This window comes from Paraburkholderia bryophila (genome assembly GCF_003269035.1).
GTDB lineage: Bacteria > Pseudomonadota > Gammaproteobacteria > Burkholderiales > Burkholderiaceae > Paraburkholderia > Paraburkholderia bryophila.
This window is the reverse complement of sequence record NZ_QLTK01000007.1, coordinates 219,895-240,198: the sequence shown is the minus strand read 5'-3', so window position 1 is coordinate 240,198 and position 20,304 is coordinate 219,895. Positions and strand designations below refer to the sequence as shown.

The 20,304-nt window shown below is 64.9% G+C and carries 16 protein-coding genes; 15 read left to right on the top strand and 1 reads right to left on the bottom strand.

Annotated elements, in window-relative coordinates:
• Window positions 1-108: 108 nt before the first annotated feature.
• Window positions 109-1,455 (top strand): MFS transporter, encoded by a 1,347-nt coding sequence (locus tag BX591_RS14615; protein WP_244146972.1) that lies wholly within the window; start codon window positions 109-111, stop codon window positions 1,453-1,455.
• Between the two features lie 108 nt (window positions 1,456-1,563).
• Window positions 1,564-2,073, top strand: coding sequence for a low affinity iron permease family protein (locus tag BX591_RS14610; RefSeq protein WP_244146971.1), 510 nt, complete (start codon window positions 1,564-1,566; stop codon window positions 2,071-2,073).
• A 177-nt stretch (window positions 2,074-2,250) separates the two neighbouring features.
• Here the strand turns inward: BX591_RS14610 and BX591_RS14605 are convergent, their stop codons facing one another.
• Window positions 2,251-2,604 carry a hypothetical protein gene (locus tag BX591_RS14605; protein WP_111932136.1) on the bottom strand — a complete coding sequence of 118 codons (354 nt, stop codon included), beginning with the start codon at window positions 2,602-2,604 and terminating at the stop codon, window positions 2,251-2,253.
• A gap of 1,013 nt (window positions 2,605-3,617) precedes the next feature.
• Between BX591_RS14605 and BX591_RS14600 the strand changes: the two genes are divergently transcribed.
• The 13 genes from BX591_RS14600 (at window position 3,618) to BX591_RS14540 (ending at window position 20,221) form a co-directional block, all read left to right on the top strand.
• A complete protein-coding gene (locus BX591_RS14600; RefSeq protein ID WP_111932135.1) occupies window positions 3,618-4,622 on the top strand; it encodes a sigma 54-interacting transcriptional regulator in 1,005 nt (334 codons plus the stop codon).
• Window positions 4,623-4,671: 49 nt separating this feature from the next.
• Window positions 4,672-4,917 carry a hypothetical protein gene (locus BX591_RS14595; RefSeq protein ID WP_111932134.1) on the top strand — a complete coding sequence of 82 codons (246 nt, stop codon included), beginning with the start codon at window positions 4,672-4,674 and terminating at the stop codon, window positions 4,915-4,917.
• A gap of 509 nt (window positions 4,918-5,426) precedes the next feature.
• Window positions 5,427-7,967 carry a type VI secretion system contractile sheath large subunit gene (gene tssC, locus BX591_RS14590; protein ID WP_167444554.1) on the top strand — a complete coding sequence of 847 codons (2,541 nt, stop codon included), beginning with the start codon at window positions 5,427-5,429 and terminating at the stop codon, window positions 7,965-7,967.
• A 25-nt stretch (window positions 7,968-7,992) separates the two neighbouring features.
• The gene (locus BX591_RS14585) at window positions 7,993-8,559 is read left to right on the top strand and encodes an Hcp family type VI secretion system effector (protein ID WP_111932132.1); all 567 of its coding nucleotides are present in this window, start codon (window positions 7,993-7,995) and stop codon (window positions 8,557-8,559) included.
• Window positions 8,560-8,609: 50 nt separating this feature from the next.
• Window positions 8,610-9,020: a type VI secretion system baseplate subunit TssE gene (gene tssE / locus BX591_RS14580; RefSeq protein WP_111932131.1), complete on the top strand. Its 411-nt coding sequence runs from the start codon at window positions 8,610-8,612 to the stop codon at window positions 9,018-9,020.
• The gene (gene tssF / locus BX591_RS14575) at window positions 9,017-10,861 is read left to right on the top strand and encodes a type VI secretion system baseplate subunit TssF (protein WP_111932130.1); all 1,845 of its coding nucleotides are present in this window, start codon (window positions 9,017-9,019) and stop codon (window positions 10,859-10,861) included. The genes tssE and tssF overlap by 4 nt, the downstream gene beginning before the upstream one ends.
• Entirely contained in the window at window positions 10,825-12,285 is a 1,461-nt protein-coding gene (locus BX591_RS14570; RefSeq protein ID WP_111932129.1) for a type VI secretion system baseplate subunit TssG, read from the top strand. The genes tssF and BX591_RS14570 overlap by 37 nt, the downstream gene beginning before the upstream one ends.
• Window positions 12,282-14,954 (top strand): phage late control D family protein, encoded by a 2,673-nt coding sequence (locus BX591_RS14565; protein ID WP_111932128.1) that lies wholly within the window; start codon window positions 12,282-12,284, stop codon window positions 14,952-14,954. Before BX591_RS14570 ends, BX591_RS14565 begins: the two co-directional genes overlap by 4 nt.
• Window positions 14,955-14,961: 7 nt before the next feature.
• Window positions 14,962-17,667 (top strand): DUF2169 family type VI secretion system accessory protein, encoded by a 2,706-nt coding sequence (locus tag BX591_RS14560; RefSeq protein ID WP_111932127.1) that lies wholly within the window; start codon window positions 14,962-14,964, stop codon window positions 17,665-17,667.
• Complete coding sequence (locus BX591_RS14555) at window positions 17,664-18,785, top strand: pentapeptide repeat-containing protein (protein WP_111932126.1); 1,122 nt, start codon at window positions 17,664-17,666, stop codon at window positions 18,783-18,785. Before BX591_RS14560 ends, BX591_RS14555 begins: the two co-directional genes overlap by 4 nt.
• Entirely contained in the window at window positions 18,782-19,351 is a 570-nt protein-coding gene (locus BX591_RS14550) for a DUF3540 domain-containing protein (RefSeq protein ID WP_111932125.1), read from the top strand. The genes BX591_RS14555 and BX591_RS14550 overlap by 4 nt, the downstream gene beginning before the upstream one ends.
• Window positions 19,352-19,355: 4 nt before the next feature.
• The gene (locus BX591_RS14545) at window positions 19,356-19,742 is read left to right on the top strand and encodes a PAAR-like domain-containing protein (protein WP_035558061.1); all 387 of its coding nucleotides are present in this window, start codon (window positions 19,356-19,358) and stop codon (window positions 19,740-19,742) included.
• Window positions 19,739-20,221, top strand: coding sequence for a hypothetical protein (locus BX591_RS14540; protein ID WP_111932124.1), 483 nt, complete (start codon window positions 19,739-19,741; stop codon window positions 20,219-20,221). The genes BX591_RS14545 and BX591_RS14540 overlap by 4 nt, the downstream gene beginning before the upstream one ends.
• The last annotated feature ends 83 nt before the right edge of the window (window positions 20,222-20,304 follow it).

The window sequence follows — 20,304 nt, the reverse complement described above, 5'->3', positions numbered from 1 at the left end:
AGGTCGACAGGACCTGCTTTTTTATTCATGGTGGGCAGTCCGCGAATCGATTAGCACGGCACTGCCGCTCCAATCCCACCCGTTGTTAAGTAACTCGCAAACAATACTATGTTGATGGAAGATAATCTGCCGTCGAGCCACGCCTCGACGGACGATGGTGCGTCGTCGTCCGTGCGTTCGTGGCTCGCGGTCGGCGCCGTTGCAATCGGCGCCTTTGCCTTCGTGACGACCGAGTTTTTACCGGTCGGATTGTTGCCGCGCGTCGCGGCGGATCTGGGCGTGTCGCCGGGCACCGCGGGATTGATGGTCACCGTGCCCGGCGTAATCGCGGCTTTTTCGGCTCCGGGTCTGATGCTGGTGGCCGGCCGCATGGATCGGCGGCGCGTTTTTCTGCTGCTCACCGCGTTACTGCTGGCGTCGAATCTGATCTCCGCCCTTGCGCCGGATTTCCTCGTCATGCTGGTGGGCCGTGCGTTGCTCGGCGCCGCGTTGGGCGGTTTCTGGACCCTGGCCACGGCGGCGTCGGGACGCCTCGTGCGGCCGAAGGATTCCGCACGCGCCATGGCGACGATATTGACCGGCGTGACGTGCGCAACGGTGATCGGCGTGCCGCTCGGCACGTTCATCGCGAGTTTCGCGTCGTGGCGTGCTTCGTTCATGGCGACCGGTGTGCTGGTTGCCGTCGCGCTCGTCGCGCAGTTCTTCTTCGTGCCGTCGTTACCGTCGAACGCGGCATTGCGCCTGCACGATCTGACGACGCTGCTGCGCCGTTCGCATCCGCGTAAAAGTATGTTGATGGTGGCGCTGGTGTTCGGCGCGCATTTCTCGTCGTACACGTACATCACGCCATTCCTCTTGCGCAATGCGAATCTGGGCATGCCGACCATCACCTGGCTGCTGCTCGGCTTCGGCATGATCGGATTCATCTCCAACTTCGTGGTGTCGTCCACCGTCACGCGCAATCTGAAGGTGTCGCTGGGCGCGATGGTGTCGCTGCTGATGATCGCGTTGGTTTCGTTGCCGCTGATGCAGCATTCGCCGGTCGGCGTCGCGGCGCTCGTGCTCGCGTGGGGCGTTTCGTTCGGCGCGTTGCCGCTCTGTTTCAGCATCTGGATTCAGCGCGCCACGCCGGATTCGCCGGAGGCGGGTTCGGCCCTGTTCGTGAGCATCATTCAGGTGGCGATCGCACTCGGCTCGCTGGTGGGCGGGGTGGTGGTCGATCACGTGGGCATTGCCGCCGATCTTCTGCTCGGCAGTGTTCTCGCGTTGCTGGGGCTCGGGGCGTTGCTGAGTTTCGGGCGAGGCGAGCAGGGCGGGAGGGTTGCGACTGGGGTGGCTGAGTCGGGGCGTCATGCGCTGGATAAGCTGGCAACTGAGCATGCGACTCAGCCGGCAAAGACGCCAGTAAGCGAGCCGGCTGCTACGACGGTAGTGTGCCCCGCGTGTACCGACTAACGTCGTCGATGCCGTGCATCGCGGCGCGCTTCGTTACAGCGTGAGCGTCGCCGCACGGCACGCAAAATGCTATCCGACAGAGGTGAACCACAACTGTCGGAGGCATCCGTGCCAGAAACAAAATCGGGCGCTTACGCCGAAAGCCTCAGCACCGTGCCGGACACGTCGAGCCCGGCATACGCGACACGCCACCCCATTACACGCGCTTTCGACACCTTCGCCAGTTCGGTCACGCGGCTGGCCGGTTCACCGGTCGCATTCGGCGTCGCGGCGATCACGGTGATTGTCTGGGCAGTGACGGGGCCGCTATTTCACTTCTCCGACGGCTGGCAACTGGTGATCAATACCGGCACGACCATCATTACCTTTTTGATGGTTTTTCTGATCCAGCAAAGTCAGAACAAGGACAGCGTGGCGGTGCATCTGAAGCTGAATGAACTGCTCGCGTCGCATCGCGCGGCGAACGATCAATTGATCGGTATCGAGGACGCTTCTGAAGACGAACTCCGCCGACTCGCCGCTGCTTATTCGCGGCTGGCGAGCCGCGCACATGGCAACGATCAGGACAGTGTCGACGTCGACGCGTGCATGGAAAAGCCGGTCAAGTCGCGGGGATAAGCGGGCGGTTGATCAGGCTCGGGGAGTGGAGGTGTTCGACCATGGCTGCTCTTCCAGGCGTGTTCGCTGCGTGACCGATTGGAGAAAAAGTCTGGATGCCTGTCGTTTAACGTGACGTGAATTACGTGGCTCAGATGGCGAGCACGGACTCGATACTTGCCGCGTTGGACGTGTCGTTCAACGCACCACCTGAACCGGCGAACCGGTGTAGTTCACGCGAAGCACATTGCCTTCGGGCGTCATGATGCGAGGAATGTCGGTGGGGCGTGGTGCTATAGGCTTTTTAAAGGTATCCGACACACGTTTTTTGCCTGGAACGGATTGCCCAACCGCATCTGCAACCCGGCGTGGCGCCGCTCTGGACGCATGGCGAGAAACGGGTGGCCGCTTGCCCGCAATGCCCTTGCCGCTAGCCGATGCCTGCGGGAGCCGCGCTTCCGGCGGATTCCAGATCTCGATGTAGTGCTCGCTGGCCGCCGCTGTCGAAGCGAACGCCAGCAGCAATACACCTTGAATCGCAAATCGAAACATGTTTTCTCCTATGCTTGCCCCATGTTTGCGCTGCGTCACGACTCCGCAGTGCGGGTGCCGGGGCCTGCGCGTCTGTTCGTCGGCAGGTCCGGACACCATGGTGAGATACTGTACATCCATACAGGTTTTCGCGCAATCAAGTGATTGCCTCAGGGCCGACCCTCGTTCAGTGTGAATTGCCCCGAAGAGTGGCGGTCCGGGTCGAGGCCCGAATTGTACTCACGCAGCATTCGCACGCCGATTAAGAGCACGGTCGTTTCCTCACGCGCGGCAATAGTGTTTGTATTGCAAGCGCGTGTAACGTGCGTAGTCGGTCGATAGCGCCGCCGCCGTTTTTCCAATAGAACACCACGGCATCGTTGCCGCGATCAAAGTCAGTTCGAGCGATGAATTTTCCCGTCGAATCTCCACGCACCTGCAATTGACAATAGGGTGAGCGAGAAGGCTCCGATGTGAAGAGATCAATGCTTTGGATGGCGAAATATAGCGATGTATTACTGCTCATCTTCACGAGCGCCCGCGCACGAAATAGCAGCCTGTCATCTGCGGATAATTAAATTTTGGTAGTCACCGAAAGTCGACGCATTGACGTATACGCAATGTGCAAGCGCACGAATGCGGGGTAATGCGCGTAGGGCACCGCAAGCTCGCCACCGTCCGTCCACCGTCCGCTAACCGCCCTTTAAGCGCCCTTTAAGCGCCCGTAATCATTCATGGTTTTTTCTTCTAGCTACGCGCGCCGCGATTCGCTATGCTGCGGTTCATCGGTGCAGGGATGGCATATATCGATTATGCAATTAGCACAATTTCATTAAAGTCAATTGAAAGCCGCTATGCGTTAAAACGCATATCGTGAATAGACGAAATGCGTGCAATGACCTGTGCCCCGAGGTCCGATCCAGCAATACGCTGTATAAGAAATTGCGGCGTCGCCGCGTTGCTCTACAAGAAAAGAAGTTATCCGCGAGGCGCTCGCGGATCGCTAAATTTATAGACCAGCTTCCGGGGTGCGCATGGATCCGTTCGTTCGTCTCAATCTGCTAGGCTCGTCCGCGGCAATGCACGCGATGAGACGGCAAATCGAAAAGATCGCCAGCGTGGACGTGCCGGTCACGGTGCTTGGCGAGACCGGCACCGGCAAGGAAATGGCGGTGCGGGCGATCCACTATCTCGGCGAGCGAAAGCAATGCGCTTTTGTGCCGGTCAATTGCGGCGCCTTGCCGGAAATGCTGGTGGAAAGCGAATTGTTCGGCCATGAGCGCGGCGCGTTCACCGACGCGAAGCTCGACAGTCCCGGGCTGATCGGCGAGGCCGACGGCGGCACGCTGTTCCTCGACGAAATCGACGCGCTCGGGCTCAAGGCGCAGGCGTCGCTACTGCGCTTTCTACAGGACGGCACGTATCGCCGTGTGGGCGGAACGCGCATCCGTCAGGCGAACGTACGGATCATCGTCGCGACCAACGCGAACCTCGCGGAACTGGTGGAAGCGCGGCATTTCCGGCGCGATCTGCTGTACCGGCTCGACGTCGTCACGCTGCGCATTCCGCCGCTGCGCGAGCGTTCGGACGACAAGATCGAACTCGCGCAAGTCTTTCTCGACCGCTTGCGCAGCCGCTATTCGCGGCACGAAATGCGCTTCGACGCCGTGTCGCTGGCGTATCTTCGTGAGCATTCGTGGCCGGGCAACGTTCGCGAACTGGAGAACGCGGTACATCGCGCGTTTCTGCTTGCCGATAGTGATCTGGTGTCGGTCGGCCCGGCTTCGGCGGCGGCAGCGGCTGCGATTGCGGCTTCTGCTTCGGCTTCGGCAAGTTCGGCCGGCGGCGCCGACGTACCGCGTGGTTTCAAAACCGAAAAAGCCGCGGCGATTGCCAGCTTCGAGGTCAACTATCTGCGCCGCCTGCTGGAGGAGTCGAACGGCAATCTGTCGCTCGCGGCGCGGCTCGCCGGCGAGGAGCGCAGTGCGTTCGGCAAACTGGTCCGCAAACACGGCCTGGCCCGTGATCGCTCGAATTGACGAGCGGGTCAATCCGGCGCGGTTCGCGCACTGATCGACGGATCGCATCGTGATCGATGATCTGACGCGAATCGCCGCGCTGCAAATCCTCCGCTATCTGCTGGATCATCCGGCCGCGGCCGATACCGTCGAAGGCGTGCACTTCGTCTGGATCGGCACGCACGCCGCGGCGATTTCACCCGATGTCACGCAGGCCGCGCTCGAGTTGTTGTTCGAACAAGGGCTGGTGGCGTGCGTGCCGATCGGCAGCCGCCTGCTGTGGCGCGCACGGCGCGATTCAGGCGCGCTGGGCTGAGCTAAGCGGGCGCTGTCACTGCGCGCGTGAGCCTGAAGCTGTCTTCTACGTTTGTCGATTTTCCATCAGCGCCGAAGCGCTGCTTCAGCGTTCGTTCGGCCATTGCCCCGATTCCACTTTGCCTATCGCACATTCGCGCGAGGCGCACGCACGCCTGCTCTAAACGCGCGCCGATTCGCGACTAACGCGGGGTGCGATTCGACCCACGGCGAGGTGAATTCATCCCACCCGCCTGCCGGTCGACAAACCGCCGGATCGATCATGCGCCACGGCACCGGAGCGAACTTTCTCAACGTCCGAGTCGACCGTCGACCTGGGTGAAATCGTACTCATCGCGCGACTTGCATCGCTCGCGTCGCTTTGCGCCGTCTACCCCACGCAGCGAGGCTCACGCCACGTTTTCCGCAAGCTGGCACAAAGCTTGTATGAAGAATGGACGAGAGAAGCATCCGATCAGGCTGGGTCTGGTTCGCCTTCTCTTTCTTAACCGATTGAAGCGAGGCGAGCACATGGGGTTTATAGAGGACGACAACGTCCAGCAAAAGCTGACGCGCGTGCGACCACCGCGTGTCAAGATCACCTACGAGGTGGAGACCGGCGGCGCGCAACGGGCGACGCAATTGCCGTTCATCGTCGGCATCTTCGCGAATCTTTCCGGCGATGCGGGCAGTGCGGATTTGCCGATACCGTACAAGCAGCGCGAGTTCATCGAGATCGATCGCGACAACATTTTCGACATCATGAAGGCGTCCGGCGCGATGGTCGACCTGTCGAAGGTGGCGTTGCCGCCGACGACACCCGGCGGCGGCCCCGAGCATGATCCGACCAGGCTGACGTTCGAGACGCTCGACGACTTCAAGCCGATTTCGGTGGTTAAAAAAGTGGACCGGCTGGCCGCGCACAATGCGGCGCGCGCCAATGTGCGGATGTTGCAGGCGCGCGCCGAGATCGACGACGAACTGGCCGCGGCGCTCGATCGGACTTGTGCACCGGATCAAGCGCCGTTGCGCAAGGCGATCGCGGATAAGTACAAGTCGGCGCAGACGGCTGGGGCGAATGGTGCCAATGGTGCGAACGGTTCGAACGGCGCCAATGGTTCGAGCGGTGCGAACGGTTCGAACGGCGCCAATGGCACAGGCAGCACAAGCGGCACCGGCGGCACAAACGCCACAACCTCGCCATCGCCGTCCGACGCATGGCGCACGCTCGGCGTGACGCCGGCCGCAAAGGCCCTGCCGCCGGCCCAATTGACGCCGGACAACGTGCTGTCGCAATTGCTCAGCCATCTGGTGACGACACCACCGCCTGCTCCGGCCAGCAACAGCACCGGCACGCAAGGCACCGGTACGCAAGGCACCGGCACGCAAGGTGCAGCATCGGGTGGCCAGGGCGGTGACAACACACAAGGCGGTACGGACAACGGGCAGGGCGCCAACACTCAAGCCAGCGGAGCCGACGGCACTCCCAGCGCCGCCGTGACGCCGTCTGCAACCCCGTCCGCAACGCCATCTGCAACCCCGTCTGCAACCCCGTCTGCAACCCCAACCCCGACCCCCGCAGCGTCCCCCGCCGCAACCCCACCCGATTGGGCCGACGCACTAGCCCTGCTCGGCTACTTCAACGAGGTGGTGCTCACCGCGATCGACGCCCAGCCGGCGCAGTCGCAGCCCGCTCCGGTGATGCACGCGGCACAGTGGATCGACGCCGCCGTCGTCGATATCGACAACAAGCTCAGCGCCAACATCGACGCGATCCTGCACTCGGATTCATTCCAGAGTCTCGAAGCGACGTGGCGCAGCATCGCGAACCTGGTGGCGAACACCGAAACCGGCACGATGCTGAAGCTGAAGGTCTTCAACACGCGCCGCGACGAACTGTCGAACGATCTGGAGACCGCCGTCGAGTTCGATCAGAGCCTGATGTTCAAGCTCACGTACGAAGCGGAATACGGCACCTTGGGCGGCAATCCGTTCAGCGTGCTGATCATGGACTACCCGATCGGCAAGGCCGATCTCGACATCGAGTTCCTCAACAAGGTCACACAGGTAGCCGCCGCGGCGCACGCGCCGCTGATCGCCGGCGCGCAGCCTTCGATGTTCGGCCTCGACGATTATTCGCAACTCGGCAAGCCGCGCGACCTCGCGAAAATCTTCGAAGGCAACGACTGGATCTCGTTCAACGCATTCCGTCAGACCGAGGATTCGCGCTACGCCACGCTGGTGCTGCCGCGTCTGTTGTTGCGCCTGCCGTACGACTACACGGTCGCGCCGGTCGGCTTCAACTACATCGAAGATATCTCCAGCGACGGCCGGCGCCCGAGCACCGATCCGACCAACGTGGACGCCGATCAGAACGGCGTGAAGTTCGCCGATATCGACTCGGACAGCAAGTTCCTGTGGGGCAATGCGGCCTACGCGCTGGCGCAACGCATCACCAACGCGTTCGCGCTATATCAGTGGACCGCGGCGATTCGTGGCGAAGAGGGCGGCGGTCTGGTCGACGGTTTGCCGCTCTACCAGTACCGCACCGATCGCGGTTCGCAGGTGCTGTTCTGTCCGACCGAAGTCGCGATCACCGACCGTCGCGAGAAGGAACTGAGCGACCTCGGGTTTATCGCGCTGTGCCATAGCAAGGGTTCGGCCAACGCGGTGTTTTTTGGCGGGCAGACGGTCAACCAGCCGATCACGTACCTGTCCGACGAAGCCAACGCGAATGCGCAACTTTCCGCGCGTTTGCCGTACATGCTGGCCGCGTCGCGCTTCGCGCATTACGTCAAGGTGCTGGTGCGCAAAAAGGTGGGTGGCTTCCAGAATCGCGCGACGCTCGAAGCGTATCTGAACACCTGGATCGCGCAATACGTGCTGCTCGACGACAACGCGACCCAGGAAATCAAGGCCAGCTATCCGCTGCGCTCGGCGAGCATCGTGGTGACCGAAGTGCCGGGCGCGCCAGGCTCGTACAAGGCAACCATGTTCCTGAAGCCGCACTTCCAGCTCGAAGAACTGACCACCTCGATCCGGCTCGTGGCCGACCTGCCCAAGGCAGGCTGATCGCTCATAACGTTAAGGAACAACGATGGACCTCATTCTGTTGCAGCCGGGCGACGCCGACGTATTCGGCGGCCCGAACAACTGGGACAACGGCGGCAGCCTGATCGACGACACCTGGCGCGACAAGGTGCTGGCGCTCGGCGAATGTATCGAGCTCGTGTCGGTTCACCAGGGCATGAAACAGCAGATCACCACCGACGTCAGCAACTCGGCGCGGACCTCGGGCCGTCCGATCATCACCGAGTTCACTTGCACCAAGTACGTCGACAAGACCTCGGTGAAGTTCTACGAGTATTGCTTGCGCGCGCAACCGCTCGGCAAGGGCAAAGGGCAGCCGACCAAGCTGTATATCGCGCGTAATTCGGGCGAGCTGACCGGCAATATCCTGACGTTCCAGTTGCGCGACGCGATCATCAGCGAAATCCAGTTCCAGTCGCATCCGGACGACATGCCGACCGAGCAGTTCAAGCTCAACTTCACCGAAATCCTGTGGACGTATACGGTGCAGCGCGCGGACACCATGCCGGCCGGTAATCTCGCGACCGGCTGGTCGATCGCGCGCAACCGCCCGATCGGTCAGTTCACCGACTGAACGCAGCCGCACCGCCTGTCGGCTTCAGCTTCATACGAGGTTCACGCTTCATGCGCTATCTGTTCGAACGTCTCGCCGCCGCGACGCCTACCTCGGCGGCGCATGCCCGGCCCGTGGATCTGGGCGTGGCCGTCGCCGAGCAGATCCAGCGCATGGTCGCGACGCGTCCGCGCAGCGCCGGCGACGCCAGCGATCTGCTCGGCTTCGGCATGCTCAACGTGGTGGACGTGTCGGCCAACGGCGGGGCCGGTTTGACCCGCTACGCCGCGCGTCTGAAGCGGATGATCGAGCGTTTCGAGCCGCGCCTCGCGGAGGTGGAGGTGACGCTGGTGCCGGACGCGAATCCGTTGATGCCGAACCGGCTGCGGGTATCGGGTGTGTTGCGCAGCGCCGACGCGCAGCCGTTTCGCGTGCTGCTCGATGCCGCCACCGGCGCCGCGCTCGAGGTGATGCTGCGATGAAGCTTGCCAATACCACGCTGGCCGATTATTTCAACGCGGAGCTGGCGGCGCTGCGCGGCGACGCGGCGATTTTCTCGCGCAATTTTCCGGCGGCGGCCGGCGCACTCGGTTTGAGCCAGGGCCGCTCCACCGATCCGCAGGTGGAACTGCTGGTGCAGTCGTTCGCGTTTCTCGCCGGACGTCTGCGCTATCAGCTCGATCTCGGCCAGGCGTCGCTGCCCAATGCGCTGACCGATCACCTGTATCCGCATCTGTCGGCGCCGTTACCGTCCGTGGCGATCGCCGCGCTCGACGTCAAGGCCGACGGTGCGAATTTCTCCAAACGCCAGGTGCTCGAGCGCAAGCGCCTGATGACCGCGAAAGGCCACGACATGCGCGGCAATCCGGTCGCGTGCCGTTTCATGACCTGTTACGACACGCCGCTGGTGCCGCTCGAAATCGAGCAGATTCATCTGGTGGCGCCGAGCAGCCGCTCGCTCGATCCGGCCGACTGGAAGAACCCGAATCTGCGCTCGGTGCTGAGCGTGACGCTGCGGCGCACCGGCGCCGGCACCCTGAGCGAACTGCAACTCGGTACGCTGCGCTTCTACCTGAACTGCGCGCCCAACGACCTGCATACCTTCTACGAGATGCTCGCGCTCGGTCTGGCGAAGATCGTCGCGCAACCGCTCGGCGCCGACGGCAAACCGTCCGGCGCGCGCCAGGAGTTGCCGTTGAGCGCGTTGACATGGCGCGGCTTCGCGCAGGACGAAGCGATGTTGCAGGTCAGCGCCAACACGCATCCGGGCTACCGGCTGTTGCAGGAATACTTTGCGTTTCCCGAGAAATTCCTGTTCTTCGACGTGGAAGGTCTCGCCTTCACGAGCGGCGCGAGCGCCTTCGAACTGATGTTCATCGGCACGCAGACGCTCGACGTGGTCGCAACGTTGCCGCCCGATCTGTTGCGCCTGAACTGTGTGCCGCTGATCAACCTGTATCCGCAACGGCTCGAGCCGATCGCGCTCGATCACACGCGTTACGAATACCGCCTGCAAGGCAACGCCGGCGATCACCGTTACTGCGAGGTGTATTCGCTGACCGAGTTGTACTCGACGCGGCCCGGCGAGCCGCCGCGCACGCTGGCGCCGTATTTCTCGATGGACGATTTCCAGCGCCTGCAATCGCAGCACTATTTCTACATGACACGCCGCGAGGAAGCGCAATTGGGCGATGTGCAGGGCACCGAGTTGTACGTGTCGTTTCTGGACGCTACCTTCAATCTCGCGAGACCCGCCGACGAAACGCTCGGCGGTTCGGCGCTCTGTACCAACCGCAATCTGCCGGAGCAGTTGCGGCAGGGCGATCCGTTGCGGCTCGAAGGCGCGGGGCCGATTTCGGGCGCCTCGATCGTAGGTCAGGTGACCTCGCATCAGACGCCGCGACTGATCGGCGCGCGGCCATGGGCGCTCGCCGCGCAACTCGCGTTGAACCGGCTCTCGCTCGCCGACGGGCAGCACGCGCTGGCGGCCTTGAAGGACCTGCTCAAACAGCACGTCGGCATGCGCGGCGAAAGCGGCTTCAAACAGATCGACGGGATTCGCGACATGCGCACCGCGCGTGTGATGGTGCGCCGGGGCGACGACGCGTGGCGCGGTTTTGTCGACGGTTTGCGGGTCGATCTGTGGCTCGATCGTGCGAGCTTCGCGGAAGGCAGCGTGATTCTGTTCGGTGAAGTGCTGCGGCACTTCTTCGCGTTGTACGGCGCGGTCAACGCCGGGGTCGCGCTGCGGATCAGCGTCAACGATATCAAGGGGATCTTGCGCGAATGGCCTCAGCTCGTCGGCCTCCAGCCGGTTCTGTAGAAGAACAGCTGTTCGATCGGCCCGAACGGATCGACGTGTTTCAGCTCGTCCGCCTGTTGCGCGTGCGCGATTCGTCGCGGCCGTCCGTCAGGAAACGTCTCAAGGTGCTGTTGACATGGCGGCTCATGAGCGGCGAGGCGGACACCCGTAGTTTCGCCGGCTTCGCGCGCCGCTTGCGCTTTACCGCCGACCTGTCGCCGGCGTTTCCGGGCGTCGAGGTGACGGGTTGCCGCCGGCTCGACGCCGTCGATCTGCTGGATACGCCGGGCGGCCGGGCCGCGCTGCGTCATGTGCCGGACGCCGCCGTGCACGCGCTGCTGAACGAGCCGGTGAACGCAGCGGTCAACGCGCCGTCCACCGCGACGCTCGGCGCCGCGTTGACCACGGCGCTGACCAGCGTCGAGAACGGCGAGGTGGTCGAGATCCGCACGCCGAACTACAGCGTGGCGAGCGAACTCGGGCCGCTGCCGGAGCCGTTTCTGGAGTGGGTGCGCGACCGTCTGCGCGACGACGACCAGACCTTCGCCGCCTTTCTCGACGTCTTCAATCATCGCATCAACGTGCTGCGGCACCAGTTGAAGGCGACCCAGGACGTCGCGCTCGACTACGCGTTGCCGCAAGACACCTTGCAGGCCGATTTTCTGGCGAGCATCGCCGGCATGGCGTCGCTCGACGCGGAGGCGCAGATCGTGCTGCCGCGCCGCGCGTGGCTCGGCATGACGGCCACGCTGGCCGACCCGCGCCGCAGCGCCACCGCGGCGCTGACCGCGTTGCGCCAGTACCTCGGCATGCCGGACACGCAACTGGAACAACTGGTGGGCGACTGGCGGCCGCTGTCGTCCGCGCAATGGTCGGGGCTCGGCAAGCAGGGCACGCTCGGCGGCGATGCGGTGCTCGGCACGCAGGTGTGGAACCAGATGGCCGGCGTACGCCTGAGCGTGCCCGCTGTCGATTACGAGCGACTGTGCAATCTGCTGCCGCCGCCGTGGCAGCCGCAAGACCCACCTGAACCGCATGATCCATTCAACCAGGCCGGCGCGACGCATCCGCATCACCACCAGAGCGCCGCCGAAGCGGCCGCCGACAACGACGCGCCGCTCGACGGTTACGCCGGACTCGCCGCCATGGTGCGGCTGCTGTTCGACCGGCGCGTGGACTGCACCGTCGAGCTGAGCATTGCCGCGTCCAGTTTGCCCGCGTCGTTGCTGAGCGCCACGCCCGGCAGCGGCGTCACGGCACCGGCCGTGCCGCTGAGCACGGCCGGGTTGCCGGCGGGTGTGCGCTATCGCGGCCTGCGCCTCGGCCAGACGGCCTGGCTGGCGGTGCGCTCCGAAGCGTCGGGCGGCGCGGGCTCGGATGCATCCCCCGACCTGCGCAGCGTGAGCTACGCCATCGCGGGCGACCCGCAAGGACCGTTGCAATGAGCACGCCCGACACCCTCGGCGTCACGCGTATCGACAAGGTCGAGCGGCCCGCGCCGGCCGTCTTCCTGCACGTCGCGTTCTTCCTGCCCGGCGGCTACACCGTCGGCGCGGAAACCTTTCGCGCGACGAAAATCAGCGGCCAGGAACAGGTCTCGCAGCCTTTCGAATTCCAGCTCGACCTGCGCGCCAACACGGAAGCGTCGGGCGCACCGGTCATGCGCTTCGATCAGTTGATCGGGCGGCCGGTGACGATCGGCATCGACCGGCCGGATTTCCGGCTGCCCAACGACCGCATGCCCGACGCGCTCGCCGGCGCCTCGAACGAACGTTTCGCCACGGCGCTCGGCGGCGGTGCGCCGGACCCGACGTTATCGCTGTTCAACGGCATCGTCACGTCGTTCTCGATGAGCGAGCCGGGCGTATACAAAGCCGCCATCAAGCCCGCGCTGTGGAAACTCACGCTCACCAACCGTTACCGGATGCTGGTGCAGCAGAGCGTCGCGCAAGCGATCGAAACGCTGATGCGCGAGCACGACGTGACGTTTTCGCTGAACGGGATCGGCGGCAATCACAACCTCGCGCAGACCCGCCTGCAGGACTGGATGCAGGCCGGCGAATCGGACTACGCGCTGTTGCAGCGTCTGATGGGCAAGGCGCAGATTTACTACTGCTTCACGCACACCGGCAACAGCCACACGGTGGTGTTCTCGAACCGCGCGCAATACCCGTCGATTCCGTTCGACCGGCCGCTGCGCTACACATCGAGCGACACCAGCGCGCTCGGCCTCGCGCAAGCCGACGTGGTGTCGCAATACACGTATGAGCAGTCGCTGGTGACGACTGGCGTCGAGTGTGTGCTGGCGCGTCAGCAGGAATCGTGGGACGTCGACGCGATTCCCACGTTCCAGACCTTCGCGGCCGGCGCCACCGAGCCGGGCGAATTGCCGTTCACGCAATACCGCCAGTTCCAGTACGGCGTGAGCGACTGGCAGGCGCGCGAGACGCAGGGTTTGTCGGAAGCGTCGCGGCGCGGTTCCGCCGAGCGTTTTTCGGGCACCAGCAGTTGCGCGCAAATGCGCGTGGGTCACAGCTTCACGCTGCGGATGCCGAAGGGCGGCGCGGCCGGCATGACGATCCAGCCCTCGCTCGATGAACAGCGCTTCGTGCTGACCCAGGTGTCGCACGAAGCGAGCCTCGACGGCGACTATCAGAACACCTTCAGCGCGACCGATCCGTCGAGCCTGATCACGCCTTTCTCGATCGAACAGACGCAGCAGGGCTCGCTGCTGGCGATCGTGGTGGATGCCGACGGCAGCACCGCGCCAAAAGACTGGCGCTACTACACGAAGCAGAACTTCGAGATGGTCACGAGCAATCAGACCGATCGCGATGCGAGCCCGGCCACGCTGAACGCGAAGGGCGTCTATGTGAACTTCGCCACCGACCGCGCGGTCAACGCGGCCACCCAGCCGGTGTGGGTGAAACTCGCCGGCCATATGCAGACCGTGCCGGAAGTGGGTGTGACCGTGGTGGTGGCGCGCGCGCAGGACGAGTCCGAGTTGCCGGAGATCCAGAGCATCGTGCACGCGAACGGTTCGCGCGTGGTCACGCCGTCGGGCTGGACCGCGAACACCTCGGTCGGCAACAATTATTCGACCTCATACAGCGACAGCAAGAGCATTCGTTTCGGGGCGTCGTCGGAGGCGACGGACAGCACGCTCGATACCGCGATCGACACGGTGACGAGCGCGTACGCGAGCGGGCAGTATCGCGATGCGAGCTACTCGCAAGGCGCGAGCTTCAGCCACGCGACCTCGGAAAAAAAGGAGCGCGGTCTGCTGAGCCAGTCGTATTCGTACGGCAGCAGCTACGGACATAGCTGGGCGCTGCAGCAGCAGAACTTTTCGGCGGTCGGCAGCACGTACAACCAGAGCGTGGTCGGCAAGTCGAGTCCGGATGCCGTGCAGCCGTCGCCGTCGCCGGATCCGGGGGCGGTCAGTGTGAGCGTGAACGACGTGTTCGGCGACACCTACGGCAGTTCGTCGAGCACCGGCAATGTGACGAATCTGAGCACCGTGACGGGTAATTCTTCGTCCGAGAACACGGTGACGGGCATCAGCGCGTCGAAGTCGACGATTACCGAAAACCAGTCGACCTCGCTCACCGGCAAGTCGACCAACAGCAGCACCACCGGCGTCTCGATCAACAGCAATATCATCGGCGAATCGCACGGCACCAATGTGGTCGGCTCGTCGACCGAGAATTCGACCACCGGCACATCGCACACCAGTTCGCTGACCGGCAGCCAGAACAGCACGAGCGTGACCGGCATGTCGGATACGACCAACGTGACCGGCATCTCGTCGTCGATGTCGATGACCGGCGTGCAGACGTCGACCAACATGGTCGGCGTGTCGAACTCGGTCGACATGCAGGGCGCGGTGAACTCGGTCAGCATGGTCGGCGCATCGAGCCGCGTCAACATGTCCGGCGTGACTTCGGACGTGACGCTGGCAGGCATCCAGAGTCAGGTGACGATCTCCTCGGAGAGTCACACGATTTCCCTGGCCGGACCCGGCTTGCGGATCTCCGAGGAAGCCGCCGTGCCCGAGATCAAGATGTCCAATGCGACGATCACGATCGTCGGCGTGATCCAGATCTACCTGTGAGCGCCCGATGAAAATCGTCAAACCGCTCGGCCTCGGCACGCTGACCCGCTCGTATCAGATCGGCGGCGAACGGCGTTTCGTCGTCTCGGCGCTGGGCTTTTTTCCACTCGGCGAGGCGGCGGTCCAGCGGTTCGCGATGGAAAACGAACAATGGCCCGGCGTGCTGAAAACCTTGGCCACGCAAGGCGTCACCCAGCCGCTCGACGAAGTGCTGCCGAAGTCGCGCGCTGAACTGCTGGTGTCCGGCAACGCATATGCACCGCAAGGCAAACCGGTCGAACGGATGCAGGTAAGCCTGAGCGCGGCCGGCGTCGACAAGACGCTCGACGTGATCGGCGAACGCGTGTGGCGTTACGCGCCGTGGTTGCGGATCGACGCGCCCACGCCGTTCGTGTCGATGCCGCTCGCGTACACGCACGCGTTCGGCGGCGCGCATCACCCGGACAATCCGGTGGGCTGCGGCTACGAGCGCAACCGCTTCGCCGCGCTGGCCGGCGTCAACACGCGGCCGATGCCGAATCTCGAACTGCCGGGCACACCGGTGCGGCGTCATTGGGTTCGCTACGCGCCGGCCGGCTTCGGCCCGCTCGCGTTCGACTGGCAGACGCGTTCGCGGCATGCCGGGCGCTACGGCGCGAAGTGGCTCGCGCACGAAGCGCCGGGGTTTTCGTCGAGCGCAACGCCCGCCTTATTCCAGCGCGCGCCGGCGGACCAGTGGCTCGCCGCGTATCTGCGGGGTGGTGAACCGTACCGTTTGTGCGGCATGCATCCGCAGCGCGAGGTGATCGAAGGGCAGGTGCCGCCGCTGGTCGCGCGGGGTTTCATTCAGCGCAGCGGCGCGGCGTCGCTCGAGGAAGTCGCGCTCAGGTTCGACACGGTGTGGTTCTTTCCCGATCTGCTGACCGGCGTGGCGATGTACCACGGCGAGACGCCGCACGCGCATTCGCTCGGTTTCGATATCGACGCGCTGATGGTCGCTTACGAGCATCGCGACCGGCCTCGTTCGTTCGCGCATTACGCGCAGGTGTTCGCGCGGCGCACCGATCCGGCGACGGCCGCCGCGCATCTGTTCAACGAGTCGGATCTGGCCGCGGATTTCGACGCGCCGACCCGCATCGCGCGCGCTGCGGCGAGCGCCGCGCGCGCGGACCAGGCGGCTGCCGCGGAACAGGCGCAGCTCGATGCGCAGCTCGCGGAGTTTTATGCGGTGAGTGGGATGACTCCGCCGTCTGCGATAGTGGCCCAGGCTACGGCCGGGACGGCCGCCGCGACCGCCGTCACCGACGCGCCTACCAAGCCGACCCGTTTGCCGCGCCTCGACAGCGTCGCGATTGCCGAATCGGATTTCGATCTGGCGCCGATGCTGGACGGCGCACGCGACATGATTGCCGAGGCCCGCGCGCAAGCGGACCGCCTGCGGGCTTCGTTACCCGAACTGCCTACCGGCATAACCACCGCCGCGCCCGACCCCGCCGCGCGCCGTGAAGCCGCCTGGACGCGGATCAGCGTCGCGGCCGTCGACCTCGTGCCGCTCGATCCCGTGGTGGGTCTCACACCGCCGAGCCGCAACGCAGCGTCCCCGGTTCCGGCCGCCGCTGCCGCACCAGAAAGCACCGGCGTCCCGCAACTCGACGCCGCACTCGCCGCACAACCCGCGCAGGCTCGCGCCTCGCGCCGCGCGAGCTTGCGCTACACCGATCCCGACGGTCCGTTGCCGCCCGACCTCGCGCGCTGGCTCGGCAGGCAGGTCGAGCAATGGCATCGCGCCGGCGTGCTGCTCGCCGGTCGCGATCTGGCCGGCATCGACCTGTCGGGTCTCGATCTGTCCGACGCCGATCTGCGCGAGGTGCAACTGGAAAACGCCGATCTGCGCAACACGCGACTGAGCGGCGCACGCCTCGATCGGGCGGTGTTGAGCGGCGCGCAACTCGACGGCGCGGACTTCACCTGCGCCACGCTCGTCGACGCGAACCTGTGCCACAGCAGCGGCGCGCGGACCGGTTTCGGCGGTGCTGACCTGACGCGGGCCTGGGCACTCGACGCGCAATGGCCGCAAGCCGATCTGAGCGACGCCTGTCTCGATCATTGCCTCGCCTCGGGTATCGGTCTCGCCGGCGCACGGCTGCAACGCCTGACGGCGACCCAGGCCGTGCTGCTCAACGCGAACGCGCCGTCCAGCGACTGGCAGGCCGCCCAACTGGCCGCCACCGTATTGATGCGCGCGGACCTGAGCGGCGCGAGCTTCGCCAACGCGACGTTGCGCAAAACCGTGCTGATGGATGCGAAGCTGATCGATGCCTCGTTCGAAGGCGCGACGCTGGTCGACGTGCCGGGGGGCGGCACCGGTGCCGACTGGTCGAACGCACGCATGACCGGCTTGCGCGCCGAACATTGCAGTTGGCAACTGGCGACGCTGCGCGGCAGCGACTGGCGCAGCGCGACACTCGCCGCGTGCGATCTGGGCCGCACCGATCTGTCCGGCGCGCAACTGTCGGACGGTCAGTTCAGCGGCTGCCTGTTCACCGCCGCGACCCTGACGGGCGCTCGCGCCGAGCGCGCGAACCTGTTTCGCGCCGTGTGCCGCGAGGTGAATTTCACCGATGCGTCGCTCGTCGCCGCCTGTCTCTATCAGGCCGACACCAGCGACGCGCTGTTCACCCGCGCCGATCTGCGCGACGTGCAACTCGAAGCGGGCAGGAGGGCGATCGCATGAGCGCGCAACCGTTGCCCATTGGTGCGCCGATCTCGGCGTCCGCGCTTGCTGCCGCCTTCGCCGCGATTGCGAAGCAGCGCGCGCTGGGCCGTCCGGTGACCGACCTCGATCTCACGGGCGCGGCTCTGCGCGGCGTGGACTGGTCGGGCCTGGTGTTCAAGAACGTTCGTCTTGCCGGGGCCGACCTGAGCGGCGCGGATCTGAGCGCTGCGAAGTTTCTCGACTGCGACCTGTCCGGCGCGCGACTCGGCACGGCGACGCTGATGCGCACCGCGCTGATCGGTTGCGCGTGCGTCGCGATGGAAATGGCTGGCGCCAGCGCGCTGTATCTGACGCTGATGCAATGCGACGCATCCGCGTCCGACTGGCGCGGCGCGAGCCTGCAACAGACGACGCTCTCCGCCGCCACGCTGAGCGGCGCACGCTTCGACGGCGCGACGCTGCTGCGCAGCGTGCTGTTCGGCTGCCAGGTCGGCGGCGCGAGCTTCAGCGGCGCGCGGCTGGATCAGGCGGCGCTCGCGAACACCGATCTGCGCGCGGCGAACCTGAGCGGTTTGACGGCGCAGACCTCCGTGCTGATGGACTGCGATTTCTCGGGCCTAGCTTTGCCCGCGATCAGTCTGGTGCGCTGCACGCTGCAAGGCTGCAATTTCACCGACACCGATTTGCGCGAGGCGACGCTGACCGAAGCGAATTGCAGCAAGGCGATTTTCGCGCGCACGCGGGTCGACGGCTTGCGCGCGGAACGTGCGCTGCTGCTCGACGCGCGACTGAGCGATGTCGATCTGTCGCGCACCACGCTCACCGGCGCGATGCTCGCGCGGGCGCAGCTCACGCGGGTGCGCCTGAACGGCGCGCAACTCGAACAGACGGTGTGGCACAAGAGCCACCTGATCGACGTGAGTTTCGACGACGCGCGGCTCTCGTATGCGCAGTTCGATCATGCGCGCGGCGCGCGCGTCTCGTTCGAGCGCGCGTGGCTCGAACACGCGAGCCTGCACGACGCGCGCTTCGAGCAGGCGTCGTTCGCGGGCGCGCACACGTACCGGATGAAGTCGACCGATACGGCGCTGCTCGACGCCGAGCGCCCCACGTTACAACTGGAGACCCTTAGATGAACGACGAGTTGCTGAGACACCGGCCGGCCGCGCCGCTCGCGCCCCATCTGCAGGAGGCGGCGGTCGCGGTCGAACTCGACGGCGGACGGGTGCTGCTCGACGACGGCCGGATCGCGTCGACCGCGCTGACCTGCCTGCTCGAACCGCGGGTCGGCGACGCCGTGCTGGTGGTCGAGCGCGCGGATACGAGCCGCTACATCGTGCACATTCTCGCGCGCAACGCCGAAGCCGGCGCGGCGCAAACCGAGGCGACGCTGAGCGTGCCGGGTGCGAAGAAGCTGACTATCGCGCAGGCATCGATCGATATCGTCGCGACCGAGCGGGCCGCGCTGCGCTCGATGAAAGACGCCGACATCGTGGCCGCGACCGGCAGGCTGAGCGTGACGGCGAACGATCTGTTCCGCAGCGTCGCGCAGAGCGTGGTGGATGCGTTCAAGGACTACGTGGGCCACGGCGAACACTATCTGCTCGACGTCGATCAGTTGCTGCGTCAACACGGCAAGCAGGTGATGGTCACCGCGGAAAAAGACGTCAAGGTCGACGCCGACCGCATTTCGATGGGTTGATGCCATGTTCGCCAATACCAATCTCGGCGTGCTCAATTTCGCGTTCCCCGACGTGTGCAAACTGCTGCCCATTCCGATCCCGTTTCCGTTTCCGAATTTCGCGCTGTCGTTCACCCACATTCCGTCGGTGTTCAACGTGATCTTCGGCGGCGGTCTTGCGGAAAATCTGATGACGCAAGGCACCCTCAGCCTCGGCGATATTTCGGCGGGCGGCGTGGTGTCGCAGATCGAAATGGGCCCGGACCGGCCACTGCTCGGCAGCTTCAAGGTAATGGTCGGGGTGATGTTCGCGACCCGGCTGACCACCATGACGATGCAGAACGGCATGCCGCCGAACGCGGTCGGCATGTCGATCACGCCGGCGCAGTTTCGCGTGATCCTGCTGTCATGAAATGGCAATCGGCCCGGCTCGCGAACGTGTGGCCGATAGTCCGCCTGCTGGTCTGTTCCGGCCTGCTGTTCGCGGCCGGCTGCAGCTGGTTCGGACCGACGAAGACCGCCTTGCGCGGCGTAACCGTGATCGCGCAGAACGGCGCGAACAACGCCAGCGCCACCGCGCTCGACTTCGTCTACGTGTACGACGCGACCAGCGCCGCCGTGCTGCCGCGTACCGGGCCGGACTGGTTCGCGCATCGCGCGGCGCTCCTGAGCTCGCTCGGTCCGAAGGTCGAGGCCGTGTCGGTGCAACTGCCGCCGAACCAGAGCAGCGCGCCGGTGCCGTTGCCGGCCCGCTACAAGAAGGCACTGGTGGTCTATTGCTATGTGAATTTCGTGGCGCCGGCCGGTCAGGGCGTCGCCGATCTGACGCAGTACAAGCGCGTGGTGATCACGCTGGGTCCGCAGACCGTCACGTATGACGGCACGCAGTGATTGCGCGTGTCGTCCGCGCCGCCGGGCCTTTGAAAAGTTGCACCGCTGAACCGCCCGTAATGAACATCGTCGCAGCACTTGCC